Annotated in this window: 22 protein-coding genes and 1 other RNA gene; 8 read left to right on the top strand and 15 right to left on the bottom strand. The window is 62.2% G+C overall.

Annotated features, from left to right (window positions below; translation table 11 throughout):
- Positions 1-70: 70 nt before the first annotated feature.
- On the top strand, positions 71-619 hold the full coding sequence (locus ACUXUR_RS14075) for a DUF924 family protein (RefSeq protein WP_445502991.1): 549 nt from the start codon (positions 71-73) through the stop codon (positions 617-619).
- 4 nt (positions 620-623) lie between these two features.
- On the opposite strand, the gene ilvN is transcribed toward ACUXUR_RS14075, so the two are convergent.
- From ilvN to ACUXUR_RS14060, 3 genes are read right to left on the bottom strand one after another with little or no spacing between them, the layout of a single operon-like run.
- A complete protein-coding gene (gene ilvN / locus ACUXUR_RS14070) occupies positions 624-1169 on the bottom strand; it encodes an acetolactate synthase small subunit (protein WP_047188691.1) in 546 nt (181 codons plus the stop codon).
- Between the two features lie 28 nt (positions 1170-1197).
- On the bottom strand, positions 1198-1878 hold the full coding sequence (locus ACUXUR_RS14065; protein ID WP_445502990.1) for a glutathione S-transferase family protein: 681 nt from the start codon (positions 1876-1878) through the stop codon (positions 1198-1200).
- A gap of 17 nt (positions 1879-1895) precedes the next feature.
- Complete coding sequence (locus tag ACUXUR_RS14060) at positions 1896-3668, bottom strand: acetolactate synthase 3 large subunit (protein ID WP_445502989.1); 1773 nt, start codon at positions 3666-3668, stop codon at positions 1896-1898.
- Between the two features lie 286 nt (positions 3669-3954).
- On the opposite strand from ACUXUR_RS14060, the gene ACUXUR_RS14055 reads away from it, so the two are divergent.
- A complete protein-coding gene (locus ACUXUR_RS14055) occupies positions 3955-4782 on the top strand; it encodes an RMD1 family protein (protein ID WP_445502988.1) in 828 nt (275 codons plus the stop codon).
- Here the strand turns inward: ACUXUR_RS14055 and miaA are convergent.
- A complete protein-coding gene (gene miaA, locus ACUXUR_RS14050) occupies positions 4760-5692 on the bottom strand; it encodes a tRNA (adenosine(37)-N6)-dimethylallyltransferase MiaA (RefSeq protein ID WP_445502987.1) in 933 nt (310 codons plus the stop codon). The genes ACUXUR_RS14055 and miaA overlap by 23 nt on opposite strands.
- Before the next feature lie 14 nt (positions 5693-5706).
- On the opposite strand from miaA, the gene serB reads away from it, so the two are divergent.
- Complete coding sequence (gene serB, locus ACUXUR_RS14045) at positions 5707-6621, top strand: phosphoserine phosphatase SerB (RefSeq protein WP_445502986.1); 915 nt, start codon at positions 5707-5709, stop codon at positions 6619-6621.
- A 28-nt stretch (positions 6622-6649) separates the two neighbouring features.
- Here serB and ACUXUR_RS14040 read toward each other — a convergent pair whose 3' ends face one another.
- From ACUXUR_RS14040 to ACUXUR_RS13995, 10 genes are all read right to left on the bottom strand, one after another.
- On the bottom strand, positions 6650-7471 hold the full coding sequence (locus ACUXUR_RS14040; RefSeq protein ID WP_445502985.1) for an alpha/beta fold hydrolase: 822 nt from the start codon (positions 7469-7471) through the stop codon (positions 6650-6652).
- 220 nt (positions 7472-7691) lie between these two features.
- Complete coding sequence (acs, locus tag ACUXUR_RS14035) at positions 7692-9635, bottom strand: acetate--CoA ligase (protein WP_445502984.1); 1944 nt, start codon at positions 9633-9635, stop codon at positions 7692-7694.
- Positions 9636-9801: 166 nt separating this feature from the next.
- Positions 9802-11271, bottom strand: a complete 1470-nt coding sequence (locus ACUXUR_RS14030) for a DegQ family serine endoprotease (RefSeq protein WP_445502983.1) — start codon at positions 11269-11271, stop codon at positions 9802-9804.
- A gap of 262 nt (positions 11272-11533) precedes the next feature.
- Positions 11534-11725 (bottom strand): DUF2065 domain-containing protein, encoded by a 192-nt coding sequence (locus tag ACUXUR_RS14025; protein WP_116527710.1) that lies wholly within the window; start codon positions 11723-11725, stop codon positions 11534-11536.
- A 7-nt stretch (positions 11726-11732) separates the two neighbouring features.
- Positions 11733-12656 (bottom strand): protease modulator HflC, encoded by a 924-nt coding sequence (hflC, locus tag ACUXUR_RS14020; protein ID WP_445502982.1) that lies wholly within the window; start codon positions 12654-12656, stop codon positions 11733-11735.
- Positions 12653-13786, bottom strand: a complete 1134-nt coding sequence (hflK, locus tag ACUXUR_RS14015) for an FtsH protease activity modulator HflK (RefSeq protein ID WP_445502981.1) — start codon at positions 13784-13786, stop codon at positions 12653-12655. Before hflK ends, hflC begins: the two co-directional genes overlap by 4 nt.
- A gap of 134 nt (positions 13787-13920) precedes the next feature.
- Positions 13921-14433 carry a dihydrofolate reductase gene (locus ACUXUR_RS14010; RefSeq protein WP_445502980.1) on the bottom strand — a complete coding sequence of 171 codons (513 nt, stop codon included), beginning with the start codon at positions 14431-14433 and terminating at the stop codon, positions 13921-13923.
- Positions 14433-14912 (bottom strand): GNAT family N-acetyltransferase, encoded by a 480-nt coding sequence (locus ACUXUR_RS14005; RefSeq protein WP_445502979.1) that lies wholly within the window; start codon positions 14910-14912, stop codon positions 14433-14435. The genes ACUXUR_RS14010 and ACUXUR_RS14005 overlap by 1 nt, the downstream gene beginning before the upstream one ends.
- A 48-nt stretch (positions 14913-14960) precedes the next feature.
- On the bottom strand, positions 14961-15266 hold the full coding sequence (locus tag ACUXUR_RS14000; RefSeq protein ID WP_445502978.1) for a DUF2293 domain-containing protein: 306 nt from the start codon (positions 15264-15266) through the stop codon (positions 14961-14963).
- Positions 15267-15271: 5 nt separating this feature from the next.
- Positions 15272-16066 carry a thymidylate synthase gene (locus ACUXUR_RS13995; RefSeq protein ID WP_445502977.1) on the bottom strand — a complete coding sequence of 265 codons (795 nt, stop codon included), beginning with the start codon at positions 16064-16066 and terminating at the stop codon, positions 15272-15274.
- A gap of 156 nt (positions 16067-16222) precedes the next feature.
- On the opposite strand from ACUXUR_RS13995, the gene ssrA reads away from it, so the two are divergent.
- Positions 16223-16579: a transfer-messenger RNA gene (gene ssrA / locus ACUXUR_RS13990) on the top strand.
- Between the two features lie 24 nt (positions 16580-16603).
- Positions 16604-17212 (top strand): SspB family protein, encoded by a 609-nt coding sequence (locus tag ACUXUR_RS13985; RefSeq protein WP_445502976.1) that lies wholly within the window; start codon positions 16604-16606, stop codon positions 17210-17212.
- 747 nt (positions 17213-17959) lie between these two features.
- Here ACUXUR_RS13985 and ACUXUR_RS13980 read toward each other — a convergent pair.
- Entirely contained in the window at positions 17960-19354 is a 1395-nt protein-coding gene (locus tag ACUXUR_RS13980; RefSeq protein WP_445502975.1) for a cytochrome P450, read from the bottom strand.
- Between the two features lie 89 nt (positions 19355-19443).
- Here ACUXUR_RS13980 and fumC point away from each other — a divergent pair, with 89 nt between their 5' ends.
- From fumC to ACUXUR_RS13965, 3 genes are read left to right on the top strand one after another with little or no spacing between them, the layout of a single operon-like run.
- The gene (fumC, locus tag ACUXUR_RS13975; RefSeq protein ID WP_445502974.1) at positions 19444-20838 is read left to right on the top strand and encodes a class II fumarate hydratase; all 1395 of its coding nucleotides are present in this window, start codon (positions 19444-19446) and stop codon (positions 20836-20838) included.
- Positions 20839-20851: 13 nt separating this feature from the next.
- Positions 20852-21040 (top strand): DUF4169 family protein, encoded by a 189-nt coding sequence (locus ACUXUR_RS13970; protein ID WP_445502973.1) that lies wholly within the window; start codon positions 20852-20854, stop codon positions 21038-21040.
- Entirely contained in the window at positions 21041-21259 is a 219-nt protein-coding gene (locus ACUXUR_RS13965) for a ribbon-helix-helix domain-containing protein (RefSeq protein ID WP_445502972.1), read from the top strand.
- The last annotated feature ends 22 nt before the right edge of the window (positions 21260-21281 follow it).

The following is a 21281-nucleotide window of genomic DNA, read 5'->3' as shown; positions in this document are numbered from 1 at the left end:
AGAGTTCAAAGTGCCCTCCAATGCTCTAGATTGGCTTCAAAGCGATTCTCCCCTCGAAAGGACAAGCCGCATGCAGGGCCTCGCCACTCCCGATGAAATTCTCGCCTTCTGGCGCAATGCCGGGCCGGAGAAGTGGTTTTCGAAGGACGAAGTCTTCGACCAAGTCTGCCGGGACCGTTTCATGCCCACCTATGAGGCCGCCGCGAGGGGCGATCTCAACGAATGGGAGCTCACCCCTGAAGGTGCGCTCGCCGTTATCCTCCTTCTCGATCAGTTCCCGCGAAACATGTTCCGGGGACGGCGCGAGACCTACAAGACCGATCCCGTCGCCCTAATGGTCGCGGACCGCGCCATCGAGAGAGGGTTCGACCACAAGGTGGAGCCGGAGCTCCGCCGTTTCTTCTACCTGCCCTTCATGCACTCCGAGTCCTTGCGGCACCAGGAGCGCTCGGTGGCCCTGAACGAAGCCCTCGGCGAGGAAGACTCCATCAAATGGGCGCGCCACCATCACGACATCATCGCCCGCTTCGGCCGCTTCCCTCATCGCAACATCATTCTTGGGAGAGAGACGACGCCGGATGAGGAAACCTTCCTGAAAGAGAGCGACTTCAGAGGTTAAACCCTCACAGAATTCCTTCCGCGCCACGTGCCATGGCGGCAACGCCGGTGCGGGACACTTCCACGAGGCCCACTGCCGTCATGAGCTTGATGAAGCGCTCGACCTCATCGGTCGTGCCCGTCAGCTCGTAGACGAAGGACGTGAGCGTCGCGTCGAGCGTGCGCGCGCCGAAAGCGGAAGCGAGCCGCATCGCTTCCACGCGGTGATCGCCCTTGCCCACCACTTTCACGAGGCAGAGCTCGCGCTCCACGGCTTCGCCGGTCATCGTGAGATCGACCACGCGATGCACCGGCACGAGACGTTCGAGTTGGCTCTTGATCTGCTGGATAATGCTGTCCGTGCCCGTCGTGACGATGGTGATGCGCGAAATATGCGCCTCGTGCTCCGTCTCCGTCACGGTCAGGCTTTCGATGTTGTAGCCGCGGCCCGAGAAGAGGCCCGCGATGCGGGCGAGGACGCCCGGTTCGTTGTCGACGACCACTGCAAGAGTGTGCCGGTTGACGGGCTCGACGCGGTGCGCATCGGGATAATGGGTTTTCATCTGGAGCATTTTCGTTGTCCGGCTTCGTCATCTGGTTTCAGGCTGCTTTGCGGTAATTTTCGACCGCTTCTTCATCGACCTCGTCGGCATCGACGATCCAGGTCTCCTTCAGCGCGGCGGCGCGCCATTCCTCGAAAGCGGGAAGCGAGAGGATCGTGTCGACATAAGCGCGCGTTGGCGCATCGAGAGGAAAAGAATAGGTATCGAGGCGTGTCGCGAGCGGTGCATACATGGCGTCCGCCGCCGAGAACGCGCCGAAGAGGAACGGCCCGCCCGCCCCGAAACGCTCACGCGCCTGCCGCACCACTTCACTGAAACGCGCCACGTCGCGCGCGACGGCTTCACCACGGTCCTTTTGCGCATACTTCTTGCCCAGATTCATCGGGCACGCATTGCGCAGAGCGAGGAAGCCGGCGTGCATCTCCGCCGCGACGGAACGTGCCATGGCGCGAGCCTTGCGATCCTCGGGCCACACAGGAGCACCGAAGGCATCGCCCACATATTCCATGATGCTGATGCTCTCCCACACGGTCACATCACCATCGATGAGGATCGGTACTTTTCCGGCGGGAGAGTGCCTGAGCACCTTCTCCTTCGTATCCGGCAGGTCGAGCGGAATCGTGATCTCGTCGAAGGCGACGCCCAGCTGCTTCATCAGCAGCCAGGGACGCAGCGACCAGGACGAGTAGCACTTGTTGGCAATGACGAGGGTGGGCATATGTTTACTCTTTCCGATCACACCAGCATCTTGCCCTTCTCGTCGATCACGGAGCCGATATCGGCACCGGTCTCGCCGAGATAGTCATTCAGCAGCATCTCGTTATGGGCCTTGCCCGACGGGATCATCGGGAAGCAGTTTTCCGTCTTGTCGACGATGCAGTCGAAGATCACCGGACGGTTCACGTTGATCATCTCCATGATCTTCGCATCGAGCTCCGCCGGGTTGTCGCAGCGGATGCCGACACCGCCATAGGCCTCCGCGAGCTTCACGAAATCAGGCAGCGATTCCGAATAGCTCTGCGAGTAGCGGCCGCCATGCAACAGCTCCTGCCACTGGCGCACCATGCCCATGTACTCGTTGTTGAGGATGAACACCTTGATCGGCAGGTTGTACTGCAGCGCCGTCGACATCTCCTGCAGCATCATCTGGATCGAGGCTTCTCCTGCGATGTCGATGACGAGAGCGTCGGGATGGGCGAGCTGCGTGCCGACCGCCGCCGGCAGGCCGTAGCCCATGGTGCCGTGACCGCCGGAGGTCATCCAATGGTTTGGATCCTCGAACTTGAAGTACTGCGCCGCCCACATCTGGTGCTGACCGACTTCAGTCGTGACATAAGGCGCACGATCCTTGGTGAGTTCGTAAAGACGCTGGATCGCGTATTGCGGCTTGATGGTTTCCTTCGAGTTCTTGTAGGCGAGGCAGTTGCGTGCGCGCCAGCCCTCGATCTTGCTCCACCACTCCTTCAGCTCCATCTTGTCCGCCTGGTGCGCGCCCTGGCGCCACAGACGCACCATGTCTTCAAGCACATGCGCGCAATCGCCGACGATCGGGATGTCCACCTTCACGGTCTTGTTGATGGAGGACGGGTCGATGTCCACGTGAATGCGCTTGGAATACGGAGAGAACGCGTCGAGGCGACCCGTGATGCGGTCATCGAAACGTGCGCCGATGTTGATCATCACATCGCATTCGTGCATCGCGAGATTGGCCTCGTAGGTACCGTGCATGCCGAGCATGCCGAGCCACTGCCTGTCGGAAGCCGGATAGGCGCCGAGGCCCATCAGGGTCGAGGTGATGGGGAAGCCCGTGAGGCGCACGAGTTCGCGCAGCAGCTCCGAGGCATGCAGGCCGGAATTGATGACACCACCGCCCGTGTAGAAGACGGGGCGCTTCGCATTCGCCATCAGCTCGACGGCGGCGCGAATGTGGTCCATGTCGCCCTTCACGGTCGGGCGATAGGTCTTGTGCTGGTTGTTGGTGGGACGAACGTAGTTGCCGGCCTTGAACTGGATGTCCTTCGGCAGGTCCACCACCACCGGGCCGGGGCGGCCGTTCTGCGCCACGTAGAAGGCCTCGTGCAGGACGCGCGGCAGGTCCTCGATGGATTTGACGAGATAGTTGTGCTTCGTGCAATGGCGCGTGATGCCGACCGTGTCGCATTCCTGGAATGCGTCGGAACCGATGAGATGGGTCGGCACCTGACCGGTGATGCAGACCAGCGGGATCGAGTCCATCATCGCATCAGCGAGACCGGTGACGGCATTCGTCGCGCCGGGGCCCGAGGTCACCAGCACCACGCCCGGCTTGCCCGAGGAGCGCGCATAGCCTTCCGCAGCGTGAACCGCACCCTGCTCGTGACGGACGAGAACGTGGCGCACCTTCTCCTGGTGAAAGAGCGCATCGTAAATGGGAAGAACCGCTCCGCCCGGATAACCGAAAACATGCTCGACTCCCTGGTCCTGCAGGGCTCGGATCACCATTTCGGCTCCGGTCATCGTCTCGCTCATGGTCCTTATCTCCGTCGGGTCTGCTTGTGTTTGTCTGCGTTGTTCTGGTGTTTCGGGCAATAAAAAAGGCCCCTGAGGGGGCCTGTGCGCCATCGCCGGACCTGCGGGGATCAGTCCCGCTCCGTCGATGGCGCTCGTACTACGAGAATAAGCTTGCGCATTTGGGCAGCTCTCGGTTCAAAAGTTGCGCAGACGCTATCTGATCCCTTTCATTCGGTCAAGCGGGCCAGATTGGCAGATCGCAGCGTGGCTTTTAAGGTGCGCGTCCTATTTTAGTCGTATGACCATGACCGATACCATCTCCTCGACCGGCGTTCCGATGCAGAATCAACGCCTGACCGCCCGCGCCCTCCTCTTGGGCGATCGTCTCGACGTGACAGGGCTCGAGCGCAGCGATGTTCTGTCCACCACCCCCCTCGCCTTCCGGGCCGGCCAGGATGGCTTCGTGGCCCTGTTCCGCTATGGCGTGGCCGTTCTGGTGGGCCTCACGCCCCTGGAGGAGGATGAGGTCATCCGGGGTCTGCGCCAGCGCATCCAGGGGGAGTTCGCGCGCCACGAGGAGGAGACCGCGATTATCGAGATCTCGCCGGACCGGGACGACCAGATCCCGCCGGGCGGCCCGATCTATATCAAGCAGCTTTCCACGGAGCGGCTGATCGTCATTGCCGATGCGCTCTCCAAAAGCGCGACGCTGGCCCGCGACGAGCGCGAGGCGACCGCCGCCTTCGAGCTGGTGGAGCCCTCCGTCGAGCATCTGGCGGCAAAAGGACGTCGCCCCCGTGATCGCCGCAAGATCCTCAAGCATGTGGGCCGCGCTCTGCTCGTGCGCCAGCGCATGTCAGGGCGCGTGGCCGTGGAGGAAAAGCCGGACGTTCTGTGGGACCGGCCCGATCTCGAACGTCTCTATGCACGTCTCGAGGACGAATACGAGCTGAAAGAGCGCGCCGCCGCACTTCACCGAAAGCTCGAAGTATTGGGTGATACGGCCCAGGCGCTCACCGACATCATCGACACGGAGCGCTCCTTACGTCTCGAACTGATCATCGTGCTCCTGATCGTGTTCGAGATCTTCATCACCTTTTACCAGATGTTCACGGGCGTCTCAGGGCATTGAGGCCCGTCATCACCACCTCGTATCCCCTCTCGGGCTCCACCCATTGCCAATCCGGCAGCTGATGGCGGAACCAGGTGAATTGGCGCTTGGCGTAGCGGCGCGTGTCGCCCTGCCCCTTGGCGACGGCCTCGTCGAGAGAGATCTCGCCCCGCAGACAGCTGAGCAAGCCCGGCACACCGTGCGCCCGCATGGCGGGGAGCATCGGGTCGAGGTTTCGTTCGCCCAACGCTTTCACTTCATCGAGCGCGCCCTGCTCCATCATGGCGAGGAACCGCTGGTCGATGCGACTGCGCAGTTCCTCCCGCTCGGGGGCCAGGAAGAGTTTGATGACGGGCACGTCGTTCAGCGGCCCTGGCTGGCGGGCTCCGTGGAAGGAGACGAGCGGTTGCCCTGTGGCCGCGAAGATTTCGAGCGCCCGCTGCACCCGCAGCCGATCCGAGGGGCGCAAGGTGCCTGCCGTTTCGGGGTCGCGTTCCGACAGCAGGCGGTGAAGCTCGGGCGTCTCCAGCCCCTCGCTTTCCCGGCGCACCTCTTCGCGGATTTTTTCCGGCACCGGCGGAATATCCGAGAGGCCCTCGGTCAGCGCCTTGAAGTAGAGCCCGGTCCCGCCCACGAAGATCGGCAGCTTTCGACCTCGGATCTCCCCCAGGACCTGGACGGCATCGGCGACATAGCGACCCACGGAAAAGTTCACGGCGGCATCTACGTGGCCGTAGAGGCGGTGGGGGGCCTGGGCCTCCTCTTCGGGCGTCGGGCGGGCCGTGATCACCCGCAGGTCGCGATAGACCTGCATGGAATCGGCATTGATCACCACGCCGTCGAGGCTTTGAGCCAATTTGATGCCCAGAGCGGACTTGCCTGATGCGGTCGGTCCTGCAATGAGAACGGCGCCGATCTCAAATCCACTCACAGCCCGGTCTCCCCATGGCGTCTTCTCAAGAATCCCTCGTTGCGACCCTGATCGCCAACCCATCCCAGCCGGTCGTCACGGACGACCTCTTAGGCATGGCGGCGCGCGCGCTTGGTCATGAGACGGAACGCACCATTCTGGCAAGGGGAATCGCAGCGGACCTGATCCTTCCCACCCCTGCCGAGGCCAAGACCGTCGAGGCAGACCTCCGCGCGGCCCTTGAGGGACAGCCCGTCGATATCGTCGTGCAGCCCTTAGGAGTCCGCCGCAAGCGCCTGTTCCTGGCGGATATGGATTCCACCATGATCGGCCAGGAATGCATCGACGAGCTCGCCGATTACGTGGGCCTTAAACGCGAGGTTTCGGAAATCACCGAGCGCGCCATGCGCGGCGAGATCGCCTTCGAGCCGGCGCTCCGTGAACGCGTGGCGCTCTTGAAGAACCTGCCCGTCGGCGTCGTCGACGAGATCATCGAGAAGCACATCACCCTGACGCCCGGCGGCCGCGCCCTGGTCCAGACCATTCGAGCCAATGGCGGCTATACCTGCCTCGTCTCCGGCGGCTTCACCCTTTTCACCGGCCCGGTCGCTGCGATGGTCGGCTTCAACGAGCACCGGTCCAACCACCTGATCGTCGAAGGGGAGAAGCTCGCCGGTCTCGTGGAAGAGCCGATCCTGGGCCGCGAGGCGAAGCTCGCGACGCTCATCGAGCTGCGGGAGCATTTCAAGCTCGCGCACCACGAGACCATGGCCGTGGGCGATGGCGCGAACGATCTCGCCATGCTGGGCGAAGCAGGGCTCGGCGTTGCCTTCCGGGCAAAGCCCGCCGTGGCCGCCGCCGCTCACGCGCGCATCGATCATGCGGATCTGACGGCGCTTCTCTATGTACAGGGATACCGGACAGAGGAGATCGTTGCGACGCCGGTCTAAGAAAAATCCAGGCGCCGCAACGCCTGCACTATTTTTGAATGAAGGCGAGCAGATCGTTGTTGAACTGCTCGACCTGGATCTGCGCCAGACCGTGCGCTCCTCCCGGATAGACCTTCAGCGTCGCATTCGGCACGATCTTGGATGAGAGCATGGCCGATGCCGCGATCGGCACGATCTGATCGTCATCACCATGGATGATCAGCGTCGGCACATCGATTTTCTTCAGATCTTCCGTGAGGTCGGTCTCGGAAAACTGCTTGATGCAATCATAGGCCGACTTGATACCGGCCTGCATGCCCTGCAGCCAGAAGGCCATGCGAAGGCCTTCGTGAACAGCCGCTCCCTCTCGATTGAAGCCATAGAAGGGCATCGTGAGATCGTAGAAGAATTGGGGTCGGTTGAGATAGGTGTTCTTTCGAATGTCGTCGAAGACCTCAAGCGGTGTTCCGTTTGGATTGGCATCCGTCTTGAGCATCAGTGGCGGGATCGCGCCCACCAGCACGGCCTTGGCGATGCGCTGCGTTCCATGACGACCGAGATAGCGTGTGACTTCGCCTCCGCCTGTCGAGTGCCCGACGAGCACGGCATCCCGAAGGTTCAGATGGTCGATCACGGCGGCGAGATCATCCGCATAGGTGTCCATGTCGTTGCCGGTCCAGATCTGGCTCGAGCGACCATGCCCGCGCCGATCATGCGCGATGACGCGATATCCCCGCTCTCCGAAGAAGAGCATCTGCGCATCCCAGGCATCCGCACTCAGCGGCCACCCGTGAGAGAAGACGATGGGCTGACCGTCGCCCCAGTCCTTGTAGAAAATATCCGCGCCGTCTCTTGTCGTGACCGTACTCATAGCTCTGCTCCTGATACCCCTTTTTGTGGAACGCGGGCAGCTCATTCGCACGCTCGGCCGTCATGGCCAGCGGCTGTGCCTCATTGGGTTTGCACTGAACTGACTGGGATACTGAACTGGACGAGACTGGCGTCGGATTGCCGGAGGCGGGATCCGTGCGGAGTCTCCGGCGACCAACCTATCCTGATGAGCTATGACTTTTATGACAAAGGTATGGCGGTCAGGCTTGCTGGACCTGAATCCGCCTCACGATATCCGCCACCACGGTGGGATCGGCCACGGTCGACGTGTCGCCATGGTTCTCAAAATCACCAGCAGCGATGCGCGTGAGGATGCGGCGCAGGATCTTCCCGGAGCGGTTCTTCGGCAATTGCGCTGCCCACTCGATGCGATCGGGCGTCGCGATGGGGCCGATGCGGGTGCGAACGATCTGAACGAGATCACGCTGCAATTCCTGGCTTTCGGCGACGCCTTCCTTCAGCGTCACGAAGGCGAAGATGCCCTGCCCCTTGATCTCGTGCGGAAAGCCCACGACGGCAGCTTCTGCCACAGACGGATGTGAAGCGAGAGCCGCTTCCACCTCGACCGTCCCGAGGCGATGACCGGAGACGTTGATCACATCGTCCAGACGGCCGGTGATCCAGTAATAGCCATCCGCATCCCGACGCGCGCCATCGCCGGTGAAGTAGAAGCCGGGATAGGTGCTGAAGTACGTTTTCAGGAAGCGCTCGCGGTCGCCATGAATCGTGCGCGCCTGTCCCGGCCAAGAATCGGCAAAGCACAAGCCTCCTGCCCCCTCGCCGTCGACGGTCTTACCGTCGTTGCCCAGCAATGCAGGACGTACGCCGAAGAACGGCTTCGTCGCGGAGCCCGGCTTCAACGCCATCGCACCCGGCAGCGGGCACAGCAGGACCGCGCCCGTTTCCGTCTGCCAATAGGTGTCGACGATCGGGCAGCGCCCACTACCGACAACTTCATGATACCAGAGCCAGGCTTCCGGGTTGATCGGCTCGCCTACGGAGCCCATGATCTTCAGCGACGAAAGATCGTGCTTGCGCACCGGCCCCTCGCCTTCGCGCATGAGCGACCGAATGGCTGTCGGCGCCGTGTAGAAGATACTGACCTTGTACTGCTCGATGATCTGCCACCAGCGCGACGCATCGGGCCATGTGGGCACGCCCTCGAAGAGCACGATGGTCGCCCCGTTCGCAAGGGGTCCGTAGATCAGATAGGTATGCGCCGTCACCCAACCCACATCCGCCGTGCAGAAGTGGATGTCGCCGGGGTGATAGTCGAACATCGCCTTGAAGCTCGATGCCGCATGCACGAGATAGCCGCCGGTCGTGTGCAGCATGCCCTTCGGCTTTCCCGTAGAACCGGAGGTATAGAGAATGAAGAGCGGATCTTCCGCACTCACCTCCACCGGCTCGCAGGTATCCGACGCTTCCGCCAGAGCCTCATCGTACCAGCGGTCACGTCCGGCCTTCATGGGAACATCGCGTCCCGTGCGGCGAACCACGAGCACATGCTCGACGAAGGGAAGATTCTCGAGAGCCGCATCCGCATTCTTCTTCAGCGGAACATACTTGCCGCCGCGCATGCCTTCATCGGCCGTGATGAGAACGCGCGAGCGGCAATCCCCGATGCGCCCTTGAAGCGCCTCCGACGAGAAGCCGCTGAAGACGACCGAATGGACAGCACCGATGCGTGCACAGGCGAGCATCGCGGCAATCGATTGATGAACGACCGGCAGATAAACGCTGACGAAATCGCCCTTCTTCACGCCGAGCTTTTTCAGCGCATTTGCGAGACGGGAGACCTCGCCGTGAAGTGCGCTCCATGTGATCCGCTTCGTCTCGCCCGGCGTATCGCCCTCCCAAAGGATCGCAGCATCATTCCCGCGGGTGGCTGCGTGGCGATCCAGGCAGTTGTAAGACGCGTTCAGTCGGCCATCGGCGAACCATTCGATGACGACATCCTCGGGCGAGTAATGCGTGTTTTGCACCTGCGTGAACGGCTTCGACCAGTCAAGGATCTGCGCCTGCTCCCGCCAGAATGTCTCCGGATCGTCAATGGATTGCCGATAGAGCCTCTCATAAGCCTCGGCGTTCACGTGAGCCGATGCTTGCAGGCTGGCGGGTACGGGGAAGATGTTCTGGGTCATCGAAGGTCATCGCTGGATTCGCGAGCGGCTCAAGGCTCGTTGAGGAGGCAATGGCCTCCAGATGCCTCCATGGCGGACGCTATGTCAACCAAAACGTTCTTTATTTAGAACATTGCGTCATGAAAAAGGCGGCCGGAGCCGCCTTTCATAAGAGATTTTTCGGTGGCTACTCGATAGACAATGCCACGAAGCGAACTTCGCCCTGAGGATTGGCGACCAGGAGCAGCGCAGACTTGCGCCCTTGAGCCTTCAAGTCGTCGATCTTTTTGGTGACGTCGGCCGGGCTCGCCACCGGCTCCTGATTCACCTCGACGATCACCTCGCCGGCCTGGATCCGCTTGTCGGAGGCCGAGGAGTTCGGATCGACACGGGTGATGACCACACCCTTCAGGTCATCCTTGAGGCTGAAGCGGCGGCGCAGCTCATCCGTCATGCCGGACATGCTGAGGCCGAGAGCCTGGCGCGTGACGGTCGGGGCTTCCGCAGGCGGCTGCTGCAGGCTGGCCTGCTTTTCACCGTCTTCGAGGCGGCCCAGGGTCACCTTCTTGGTCATCTCCTGACCCTTGCGCACGATGGTGACATCGACCTCCTTGCCGACGGGCGTAGAGGCGACGATGCGCGGCAGGTCGCGGGAATCCTTCACGTCCTTGTGATCGAACTTGACGATCACGTCGCCGACATCAAGACCGGCCGGCTTGGCGGGACCTTTTTCGTCGACACCGGCGATCAGAGCACCACGGGCCGAGCCGAGGCTCAAGGCTTCGGCGGTGGCGTCATCCACATTCTGGATGCGCACGCCCAGCCAACCGCGACGGGTCTCGCCGAATTCTCGCAGCTGATCGATGATCGGGACAGCCGTGGAAGCCGGAACCGCAAAGCCGATACCGACCGAGCCGCCCGTGGGTGAGAGGATGGCGGTGTTGATGCCGATGACCTCGCCGTTCATGTTGAACAGCGGACCGCCGGAATTGCCTTTGTTGATGGCGGCATCGGTCTGAATGTAGTTGTCATAGGGGCCGGACTCGATATTGCGGCCGCGAGCCGACACGATACCCGCCGTCACCGAGCCTCCGAGGCCGAACGGGTTGCCGATCGCCATCACCCAATCACCGGGGCGAAGGGCATCGGAATCGCCGAATTTCACAGCCTTGAGGGGCTTGTCGGATTTCACGCGCAGCACCGCGAGGTCGACCTTGGAATCCTTGCCCACGATCTCGGCCTTGAGGCGCGTGCCGTCGGAGAAGATCACGCTGATGTCGTTGGCATCGCCGATCACGTGATTGTTCGTGACCACGATGCCCGAGGGATCGATCACGAAACCGGAGCCCAGAGAGTTCGAGCTGCGCGGACGCGGAGGCGTGTTGTCGCCGTTGCCCTGACCGCGACGGTTGAAAAATTCCTCGAAGAGGTCCTCGAAGGGGGTTCCAGGCGGCAGCTGAGGCAGGGTGCGGTTGCGGGCCTCGACGGTGGTCGAAGCCGAAATGTTGACCACGGCGCCGGTCACCTCCTCTGCCAGATCGGCAAAGGACTCGGGTGCCGAGCGGGCTAAGGCAGGGAGCGGCATGGCAGCCGCGACAAACGTCACGACCGCAAAGAAGGATGCGGCGAGCCGGTTTATGCGGCGCTGAGACGGCATCTTAGCGCATCGTGCGGACCCAGCAGGCCGCGCTAGCGAAAAGCGGTCCCGGTATTCCGCATCAACGATGCGCTGATTAATAGGAGAGAGCATCGGATTTGCCCCAAAAGCGGAATCCACTTTTGGGTCCGATGCTTTGGCGGAGAGCGCCAGCGCATTCGTGGCTTGAGTCATCGAGAACCCTCTCTTGGAGAATGAGATATAGATTGTCGTTCTTGCCCGCCATTCAAGCGGCGAATACGGCAGAAGCTGGGCCGTTGCCTTAAGCAAACCAGCGCACCAGCCATATGATGCCAAGGCCGATGAAGGCCGACACGATGCCGACAAGTCGCATCTGATCGCTCGGGCTGTGCGCGGCCTCGTACATGGCGCGGCGCATTCCGTCGGGAAAGGCCGCAAACAAAAGGCCCTCGACCGCGAGAGCGAGGCCGAGGGCTGCAATCAAGTCCAACATCAGGTTTTTACTGAGCAGGAGCCGGCTGGGGAGCCGGGGTTGAGGGAGTGCCTCCATTGGGGCTGCCGGCAGACCCGTTGAAGTAGCGGAAGAACTCTGAGTCAGGGCTCAGAACGAGGCGTGTGCCGCCTCCCTTCAAGCCTGCCTCGTAGGCCTGCATGGAGCGGTAGAAGGCGAAAAACTCGGGATCCTGACCAAAGGCCTCGGCCAGGATGCGGTTGCGATCCGCATCACCCTGGCCGCGCAGCTCTTCAGCTTTGCGGTTGGCTTCGGCACGAATGATCGTGGCCTCGCGCTCAGCCTGGGCCCGGATGGTCTGAGCACGCTGCTGTCCGTTGGCCCGCAGGTCCGCGGCCTCGCGCTCGCGCTCGGTGCGCATGCGTTGATAGACGGCCTGACTGTTTGCCGCGGGCAAGTCGACGCGCGTGAGGCGCACGTCGATCATCTCGATCCCGAGGCTGCGTGCTTGGCGGTTCACGTCTTCCTGAATCCGGTTCATCAACCCACCACGTTCCGTGCGAACGATGGCATCACGCGAGGCATTGGCAAGGACATTGCGCATGACCGAGTTAGTGAAGCTCTGCAGGCGCTGGTTGGCAAGAGCAATGTTGCCGACAGCCTGATAAAAGCGGAGCGGATCGTTAATGCGGTAGCGCGTGAATGCATCGACCTCGAGGTTCTGACGATCGGCGGACAGGACGGTCTGAACCGGCAGATCGAGATCGAGCACCCGCTTCTCGAAATAGGTGACGTTGTCGATGAGCGGCATCTTGAACTTCAAGCCCGGCTCAGAGATCGCGGACTGCACGGCACCAAAGCGCAGCACGAGTGCATATTGCGTCTGCTGGACGATGTAGATCGAGCTGTAGAGAACGATGGCAACCAGAGCCAGAAGGATCAGGAAACCTGTGCGAAGCGCGGAGTTGTTCATCGCGTGGCTCCCGGACTGGTGGAGGGGCTGTTCTGGGATTGCGGCACTTGGTTGAGCGGCAGGAAAGGCACGACCCCCTGTCCCTTCTGATCAACGATGATCTTGTCGACGCTGCCGAGGACACGCTCCATGGTCTCAAGGAACATGCGCTCGCGGCTGACGTCGGGCGCCTTGCGATATTCCTCATAGACCTGACGGAAGCGCGCGGCCTGACCGCTCGCATCGGCGACGGACTGCTCGCGATAGGCTTCCGCCTGCTGGATGGTGCGGGAGGCTTCGCCTCGCGCTTCGGGAACGATGCGGCTGGCGAAGGTCTCAGCCTCGTTCTGCACGCGCACCGCATCCTGCTGCGCGGCGTTCACGTCGAAGAAAGCCTGCTGGACCTCGGACGGAGGACGGGCTGCCTGAAGCTGCACCACGTTGATCAGCACGCCTGCGCCATAGGCATCGAGCGCTCCCTGCATGATCTGGCGCACTTCCTGGGCGATGCTCGCCTGCTCGGTGGTGAGAATGGCCTGGATATTGCGCCGGCCGATCACCTCGCGCATGGCGCTTTCGGCGACGGACTTGATGGTGCCGTCGGGGTTCTGCAGGTTGAACACGTAATCCTGCGGACGCGCGGGATTGATCTGCCAGACCGCATCGAAATCAATGTCGACGATGTTCTCGTCGCCAGTGAGCATCAGGCTTTCCTCGATCACGTCCCGGGCACGGCCCTGGCCAGTCGCCATCGAGCGGTAGCCGACCTCGACCCGTTGCTGCGCGGTCACGTTGGGCTTGATCACCCGGCCGATCGGATAGGGATAGTTGTAGCGCAGGCCTTCGCCGCTCGTGCTGCTGTACTGGCCGAAGATCATGTTGATGCCGACCTCATTGGGCCGGACCGTGTAGAAGCCGGTCAGCAACCAGATGGCGACGACACCGAGAACGAGGAGGATGAGCCCCCTGCCGCCCATGGAGCCGCCGGGGATGAAATCCTTCAGGCGATCCTGGCTGCGACGCAGGATATCCTCAAGGTCGGGCGGGTTTCCGTTGCCCTGCGGGCCGCCGGAGCCCCAAGGGCTCTTGCCGCCTGATCCGCCGCGCTGCCCCCAGGGGCCACCGCCGCCGCTTTGGTTACTCCAAGGCATAGGACGCCTTTCCTCACTCTGAAAAGACCGGCTGGAAGCCGATGGGAATTTAAAGACCGTTTTGGATTTTGCCTTTTCCGCCTGTCAAGCCTGCGAATTGGGGATTCAAGAGCCGTTCGTCAACCTTAGGCAAGTCAGGAGCGCCTTTCGAGATCAATAAAGGTAAACGGATGCTCGTCGTCCGGCCCCTTGGGATGCGCAATCCGGGCCGTTTCGCTAAACTGTGAACGGTCGATAGACGGGAAGAATGCATCCCCCTCCGGTGCCGCAGCCACCTCGGTGAGGTATATTTTCTGCACATGCGGCAGGGCCATTTTATAAATTTCGGCCCCTCCTACGACAGCAACGGCATTGGCTCCCATCGCTTTGGCAAGTTCCTTCCCCTTGGCCACGGCCTCGTCCCAGCTGTGGACGACATGAATGCCCGGGACGGAGAAGTCGGCATGGCGCGTGAGCACGATGGTCTCACGCCCCGGCAGCGGCTTGCCGATGGATTCAAAAGTCTTGCGCCCCATGATCAGGGGTTTGGCGATGGTGAGCTCCCGGAACCGCTTCAGGTCCGTGCGAAGGCGCCAGAGCAACTGGTTGTTGCGTCCGATGACGCCGTTCTCGGCCACGGCGACCACGAGGATGAGAGGGATCGGCATTACGTCTCCGCCAGTTTGTCGAGCGCCTCGCCCGTCACGCGCTGCACGGTCCATTCCTCCATCGGCACGGCGCCGAGGGAGCGATAGAACTTCAGCGCCGGCTCGTTCCAGTCGAGCACCCACCATTCAAGACGCGGCAGGTTCTCGTCGATGCAGCGCTGCGCGAGATGCTTCAGCAGCGCCTTACCGATGCCCTTCGATCGGAACTCCGGCCGGACGAAGAGATCCTCCAGATAAATGCCCTGACGCCCACGGAAGGTGGAGAAATTGTAGAACCACAGGGCGAAGCCTGCAGGTCTCCCCTCCCATTCGGCGATATCCGCAAATACGCGCGGGTTCGATCCGAACAGCGCCTTCGCCATATCGCCCTCGGTCACCTCGACTTCGTGCGCCAGCCGCTCGTATTCGGCGAGCTCCCGGATCAAGGAGACGATGAGCGGCGCGTCGCGCTCTTCAGCTTTGCGGATAGCAAGTGTCATTGGGCAAGTGTCATTGGGCTTGTACTGAAATTCGAAATCGTCGTGGATTCAATCCGCTTCGTCCTCAGCGAGGACACGGCGCGGCGACCCCCATTCCTCGAGAATGGCATTCATGTCGTCGAGCACGAAGAAGCGGGCGCTTTCCACATCGTAACCTTCATCGAGCAGGTTGTCGTAATCAGTGAACCTGTGGCGGATATACGAGGTGATCGAGAGCCACGCCGCCGTCTCGGGCGAAGCCGTGTGGAGGCCGCGGCTGCCGAGGGCATGATCCGTCACGGACTCGAACTCGTGCTTCGGGATTCGCGGAGCCAGAACCCGGACGGCACCCTCGATAGCCTCGCGCCTGTTCATGCACGTCAAACCGCAACAGGAGCCCTGATGGCAGGATGCGGATCGTAGCCCTCGATGGCGATGTCATCGAAGGTGAAATCGAACAGCGACCGCACAGCCGGATTGAGCCTCAGCTTCGGCAGAGCGCGCGGCTCGCGCGAGAGCTGCAGGCGCGCCTGCTCCAGATGATTCAAGTAGAGATGCGCATCGCCGAAGGAATGCACGAAATCGCCTGGCTGCAGCCCTGTCGCCTGCGCCATCATATGCGTGAGCAGCGCATAAGAAGCGATGTTGAACGGCACGCCGAGGAACACGTCCGCCGAGCGCTGGTAGAGCTGGCAGGACAATCGTCCCTCCGCCACGTAGAACTGGAACAGGCAGTGGCAGGGCGCGAGCGCCATCTTATCGAGATCCGCCGGGTTCCAGGCGGAGACGATGAGACGACGGGAATCGGGATTACGGCGGATCTCGTCGAGAACCCATTTGATCTGATCGACGGTGCCGCCGTCTGGCTTCGCCCAGGAGCGCCACTGCTTGCCGTAGACGGGGCCGAGATCGCCGTTCTCGTCGGCCCATTCGTCCCAGATCGAGACGCCGTTCTCCTTGAGATACCGGATGTTGGTATCGCCCTTCAGGAACCAGAGCAGTTCATGAATGATCGACCGCAGGTGAAGCTTCTTGGTGGTGACGAGCGGGAAGCCCTGACTGAGATCGAAACGCATCTGATGGCCGAAGACGGATATCGTCCCGGTTCCGGTCCGGTCGTCCTTGCGGACGCCCTCATCCATGATGCGGCGGAGAAGATCGTGATAGGCTTGCATGGAGCGCTCCTCCCCTCATCATAGGCCAGCGGACCCGCCCCTCCGAGTCGGGAATTCTCTATTCCTGTGAATCATTTAATTTTGGCAAACGAGCAGCCGGAACGCCGCGCTCCCGGATTTTTCAGGGCGCTTTTCCTGGCCGATCCGACCGCACACACCCTTTCAAATTCCATCCGCCATCCTTATATTGACCCTGCCGGTCGCGAGACCGGCTACGGCGATAAACGGCTATCGGAATAAACCCATCGGACCCGGGGGCGGTACCCGGCGCCTCCACCAAAGCCCAGGCTGAGCCTGGGTTTCGGCGGGGGCGAAATAGGATCGACGAGGGCGTAAAGGATAGACTTTCGCTCGGCATGGTTCCGCCGATATCGGGCCGATTCAATAGTTGCCAACGACAACTATGCTCCGGTTGCAGTGGCTGCTTAAGCAGTCCCTAAAGCCGACTCAAAGCCCTAGCGGGTAGCACCGTTAGGCGGGGTTCGGAGGCACCTGGCAACAGAAGCCTCCACTTTTGTTTCTGAATAGGGATCGCCTATGGCTGGCAAAGACCTGATCCGCTACGATCTTCTGGTGCAGGACGCGCTGAAGGGCGTCGTGCGCAAAGTGCTGATCGATGCAGGCAAGGACGGCCTCCCGGGCGAGCACCATTTCTACATCTCCTTCCAGACGGATTATCCCGGCGTTCGGCTCTCAAACCGCCTGCGCGAAAAATATCCTCAGGAGATGACCATTGTCCTTCAGCATCAGTTCTGGGACCTGAACGTCACCGAGCACACCTTCGAGGTGGGCCTCTCCTTCTCCGGCGTTCCCGAGCGGCTGCTCATCCCCTTCGATGCGCTCACCGGCTTCTTTGACCCCTCCGTCCAGTTCGGCTTGAAGTTCGACGGCCAGGACGAGGAGGAAGACGAGATTGCCGAGGCTCCGCCGGCGCCGCAGCCCGTGCGCGGCTCCGAGCCCGTGGAGCTGAAGCAGCCCCGAAAAGCCCCGCCCGCCGCGGAGAAAAAGTCTGCTCCCGCGAAGCCCCCGGTCACCAAGGTCGAGCAGACCGAAGCAGTTCCTGCTTCCAAGCCGGAAGCGGCGGACGCCAATTCCTCCGGCACCGCCGAGGTCGTGAGCCTCGACGCCTTCCGCAAGAAGAACTGACCCTCTTCCGATACGGCTCCGACGCCCTGCCGTCGGCGATCCCGGACGTGCTCCGGGACCAGCCGCGTCATGGCCGGGCGTGTCCCGGCCATCCCGATTAGGAGAGCGCTGCGCCTCAGAAGATCGAGATCACCGGCCCAAGGCCGGGGATGACAGAGAGTGAGCTGGATTGCGCCGGAGAATGTTCTCGCTTTGTTCTTGACTGCAGTCCTGGTCTGAACTATGTTGCATCTGTCCTGACCTGCCGGGGGCGCGCTCGCGAGGCGTCGTGACTGCGGGGTCGGGAGCGGTCCCGTGCGGGAGGTGAACGCAGCCTCCGGTGACGGGAGGCCCAGGCTGTGCAAGTCGGGCTCGGATCGGTCACAAGCCGCCCGCAGGTCGAGACGCGACCGCTGCGGTGTCCGCTTGCGGCGGTTGACGGAGCCGGTGCCGCCTGTCCGCCTAAAAGAACCGTGCGCGAGGAGCCGCCTGGCTCTTCACACACCTCACAGATCGAGCCGGACCGCTTCCTCGCGCCTCCCCTCGACCGCTCACCCTCGGGCCGACACGCCGCGAGGACGTTTCCGCGCGCCCGCAGGCTCTTTGACACCACCGACCTCACCCGCCCGTGTCATCCCCGGCCGTCCGCCAGGACCGGGGGGCCCATGGCCCTGCGGGTTCAGTGGATTCCCCGCCCCTCCGATGGCTTTCGCCCTCTCCGGCCGGGAATGCCAGCGATGTACGATTAGCTGTCATGTTCGCTGTCGCTCAACGCGAGCGATGCGTCAGTCGCATCGGCAGACCGCCCCGCGGTCTTAAGGTAATTCTCTGCAGGGGCATTACCTCATGCCCTTCGACAAGATCGAGCCGTACCGCCCGGACGATAGTGGCCAGCACGATGACCGCTTCCTGCAGCGAGAAGCTCGCACCGATGCAGACTCGAGGACCGGCTCCAAAAGGCAGGTAGGCGAAGCGGTCGATGCGGCTCCGCTCTTCCGGCAGGAAGCGCTCGGGCCTGAAAGCGTCGGGCTGATCCCACAGCTTCCGATGCCGATGAAGAACATAAGGCGAGATCGCCACCATTGACCCGGCCGGAATATGCACATCCCCGATCCGATCGTCCTGGATCGCGGCCCGGCTCATGTAAGGTGCAGGCGGGTAAAGACGGATCGCCTCGTCGATGACCGCGCGCGTATAGATGAGCCGTTCGAGATGATGCGGCTCAAGGGGCCCCTGTCCCAGAACGTCATCCACCTCCTGCTCGATCCTGGCGCGGGCCCGCTCATCCTGGGACAGCAGATAAAGCGACCATGAGAGGGCGTTGGCGGTCGTCTCGTGCCCCGCCCCGATGAAGGTCACGATATTCGCCCGCACCTCGATATCGCTCCGCCCTTTGCCTGTTTCAGGATCGGAGGCCTCCAGGAGAAGGGTCAGCAGATCCCGCGGGGCAGGCTCACCGCGGGCGAGTAGCGCCTTTCGGGCCGTGATGAGTTCGTTGACCGTTTCTTCGAAGAAGCGAATGGCCGGTCTGGCACGCCAGCGGCCGATTCTCGGAATCCACTCCGGAAAGCCGAAGATATCGAGAGGATCAACCTGCCCCAGACTGTTGAAATAGCGCGTGATGGCCCGTCCGAGGGCGTCCGGGTCCTGCGGCACACCATGGGTAAAGATCGTCCGTTCCAGCACATCGAGCGTCACGCGGGTCATTTCCAGCGAGGCATCGACCACGCGGCCCTCCGAGCGTCTTCGCCAGCGCCTGACGAGACGCTCTGCCGCCTCGGCCATGGCGGGGAAGAAGCTGCCGACATTGCGAGGCGTAAAGAGCGGCGCAATGGTGCGCCGCTGAAGCTTCCACTCCTCTCCCTCGGCGGTAATGAGACCGCGCCCCAGACCTGGAGCGAGGATACGGATCTGAAGGTCGTCTTTCCGGTAATTGGCCGCGTTCTCGACAAGGATGTGGCGGATCATGGCCGGGTCGTGCACCACGGTCAGATGACCTAAGGTGCCCTCGCCCGCCAGAACCAGTTCCTCGAAATGCTGCTCCATCCAGGTGGTGATGGGATTTTCGCGGACGGCTCTCAAGAAGGCCAGGGTCCCGAGCGGCTCTGTCCGTGGCTTGGGGGCCGGTGGGCGGAAAAGCGGGGCGTCGAGGGTGTCGGTCATCCGAATTTACAAGCCCGTTATGCGGCCTTCGCTGTTGCGAGCGCCTGAGTTTGAGATAAGAACACGCAACTCCATCGAAAGAGGTCAGGATGTCGCCCTCAACCCGCACCGAAACAGATACCTTCGGCCCCATCGAAGTTCCTGCCGACAAGCTCTGGGGCGCTCAGACGCAGCGTTCCCTCCAGAACTTCCGCATTGGCACTGATCGGATACCGCTCCCCCTCGTTCATGCGCTGGCCATCGTGAAGCAGGCCGCCGCCCTTGTGAACAAGGATCTCGGCAAGCTGGATCCCCGCCTCGCCGACGCCATCGCCTCGGCTGCCGCCGACGTGGTGCAGGGCAAGTATGACGGCGAGTTCCCCCTCGTGGTCTATCAGACGGGCTCGGGCACCCAGTCCAACATGAACATGAACGAGGTGCTCTCGAACCTCGCTATCGAGCGCCTCGGCGGCGAGCGCGGCAGCAAGAAGCCGATTCACCCGAACGATCACGTGAATATGGGTCAGTCGTCCAACGACTCGTTTCCCACCGCCATGCACATTGCCGTGGCACGCGAGATCAACGACCGCCTGCTTCCCGCCCTCAAGCACCTGCTGAAGGCTCTTGAGGACAAGGCCGAGGCCTTCAAGGACCTCGTGAAGATCGGCCGCACGCACCTGCAGGATGCGACCCCGGTCACGCTCGGCCAGGAATTCTCCGGCTACGCCACTCAGGTCCGCCTCGGCATCGCCCGAATCGAGCAGACGCTGCCCGGCATCTATGCATTGGCTCAGGGCGGCACCGCCGTCGGCACGGGCCTCAACGCCCATCCGGAATTCGCGGACCGTTTCGCTTCGAAGGTGGTGGAGCTGACCGCACTCCCCTTCACCTCGGCGCACAACAAGTTCGAGGCGCTCGCCTCCAACGATGCTCTGGTCTACACGCACGGCGCGCTCGCCAGCCTCGCCGCTGGCCTCTTCAAGATCGCCAATGACATCCGCCTCATGGGCTCCGGCCCGCGCTCGGGCATCGGCGAGATCTCGCTGCCTGAGAACGAGCCCGGCTCGTCGATCATGCCCGGCAAGGTGAATCCGACTCAGGCCGAAGCCATGACGATGCTGTGCTGCCAGGTGGCGGGCAACCAGACCACGGTGACCTTCGCCGGCAGCCAGGGCCATTTCGAGCTCAATGTGTTCAAGCCGGTGATCGTGAATGCCGTGCTGCAGTCGATCCGCCTGCTCGCGGACGGCGCGATCAGCTTCACCGACAACTGCGTCGTCGGCATCGAGCCGAACAAGGATCGCCTGAAGGAGCTGATGGAGCGTTCGCTCATGCTCGTGACGGCGCTCGCTCCAAAGATCGGCTACGACAAGGCCGCAGCAATTGCGAAGTCCGCGCACAAGAACGGCACGACGCTGAAGGAAGAGGCCCTCAAGGCCGGTGTTTCGTCTGAGGACTTCGACGCCGTCGTTCGTCCCGAGACGATGCTTCAGCCGGGCGAATAACAAAACAAGCGCCATGGCTGAGATCATCAATCTGCGCCAGGCACGCAAGCAAAAGGCGCGGGCCGAGAAAGAAGCCCGCGCCGAGCAGAACCGCATCACCTTCGGCCGCACCAAAACGGAGAAGGATCGGACCCTGGCCGAGCGGGATCTGGCGCATCGCCGCCTCGACTCCCACAGGCGCGACGACAACGAGAAGCCTTAAATGGGCTCCGGCATCGTCAAGCGCTCCGTCTCCATTGCCGGTCACCGGACCAGCATTTCTCTCGAAGAGCCGTTCTGGCAGATTCTGCGCGAGATCGCCGAGCGCGAGAAACTTTCCATCCAGTCCCTTATCGGACGCATCGACGCCGAACGCGGAGAGCAAAATCTCTCCTCTGCCATTCGTGTCTTCGTGCTGATGGATCTGCGCAATCGCGGATGAGAGCCGCAGAAAAAGTGCTCCT

The sequence above is a fragment of the Microvirga medicaginis genome (genome assembly GCF_052658925.1).
Note: the sequence above shows the minus strand (reverse complement) of the source record. Positions and strands in the feature narration are given on the sequence as shown.

Excerpts from the sequence above, each read along its gene's own strand:
- ACUXUR_RS14075 (WP_445502991.1), top strand. The coding sequence starts at position 71 with ATGCAGGGCCTCGCCACTCCCGATGAAATTCTCGCCTTCTGGCGCAAT.
- ilvN (WP_047188691.1), bottom strand. The coding sequence starts at position 1,169 with ATGCTCCAGATGAAAACCCATTATCCCGATGCGCACCGCGTCGAGCCC.
- ACUXUR_RS14065 (WP_445502990.1), bottom strand. The coding sequence starts at position 1,878 with ATGCCCACCCTCGTCATTGCCAACAAGTGCTACTCGTCCTGGTCGCTG.
- ACUXUR_RS14060 (WP_445502989.1), bottom strand. The coding sequence starts at position 3,668 with ATGAGCGAGACGATGACCGGAGCCGAAATGGTGATCCGAGCCCTGCAG.
- ACUXUR_RS14055 (WP_445502988.1), top strand. The coding sequence starts at position 3,955 with ATGACCGATACCATCTCCTCGACCGGCGTTCCGATGCAGAATCAACGC.
- serB (WP_445502986.1), top strand. The coding sequence starts at position 5,707 with ATGGCGTCTTCTCAAGAATCCCTCGTTGCGACCCTGATCGCCAACCCA.
- ACUXUR_RS14040 (WP_445502985.1), bottom strand. The coding sequence starts at position 7,471 with ATGAGTACGGTCACGACAAGAGACGGCGCGGATATTTTCTACAAGGAC.
- acs (WP_445502984.1), bottom strand. The coding sequence starts at position 9,635 with ATGACCCAGAACATCTTCCCCGTACCCGCCAGCCTGCAAGCATCGGCT.
- ACUXUR_RS14030 (WP_445502983.1), bottom strand. The coding sequence starts at position 11,271 with ATGCCGTCTCAGCGCCGCATAAACCGGCTCGCCGCATCCTTCTTTGCG.
- ACUXUR_RS14025 (WP_116527710.1), bottom strand. The coding sequence starts at position 11,725 with ATGTTGGACTTGATTGCAGCCCTCGGCCTCGCTCTCGCGGTCGAGGGC.
- hflC (WP_445502982.1), bottom strand. The coding sequence starts at position 12,656 with ATGAACAACTCCGCGCTTCGCACAGGTTTCCTGATCCTTCTGGCTCTG.
- hflK (WP_445502981.1), bottom strand. The coding sequence starts at position 13,786 with ATGCCTTGGAGTAACCAAAGCGGCGGCGGTGGCCCCTGGGGGCAGCGC.
- ACUXUR_RS14010 (WP_445502980.1), bottom strand. The coding sequence starts at position 14,433 with ATGCCGATCCCTCTCATCCTCGTGGTCGCCGTGGCCGAGAACGGCGTC.
- ACUXUR_RS14005 (WP_445502979.1), bottom strand. The coding sequence starts at position 14,912 with ATGACACTTGCTATCCGCAAAGCTGAAGAGCGCGACGCGCCGCTCATC.
- ACUXUR_RS14000 (WP_445502978.1), bottom strand. The coding sequence starts at position 15,266 with ATGAACAGGCGCGAGGCTATCGAGGGTGCCGTCCGGGTTCTGGCTCCG.
- ACUXUR_RS13995 (WP_445502977.1), bottom strand. The coding sequence starts at position 16,066 with ATGCAAGCCTATCACGATCTTCTCCGCCGCATCATGGATGAGGGCGTC.
- ACUXUR_RS13985 (WP_445502976.1), top strand. The coding sequence starts at position 16,604 with ATGGCTGGCAAAGACCTGATCCGCTACGATCTTCTGGTGCAGGACGCG.
- ACUXUR_RS13980 (WP_445502975.1), bottom strand. The coding sequence starts at position 19,354 with ATGACCGACACCCTCGACGCCCCGCTTTTCCGCCCACCGGCCCCCAAG.
- fumC (WP_445502974.1), top strand. The coding sequence starts at position 19,444 with ATGTCGCCCTCAACCCGCACCGAAACAGATACCTTCGGCCCCATCGAA.
- ACUXUR_RS13970 (WP_445502973.1), top strand. The coding sequence starts at position 20,852 with ATGGCTGAGATCATCAATCTGCGCCAGGCACGCAAGCAAAAGGCGCGG.
- ACUXUR_RS13965 (WP_445502972.1), top strand. The coding sequence starts at position 21,041 with ATGGGCTCCGGCATCGTCAAGCGCTCCGTCTCCATTGCCGGTCACCGG.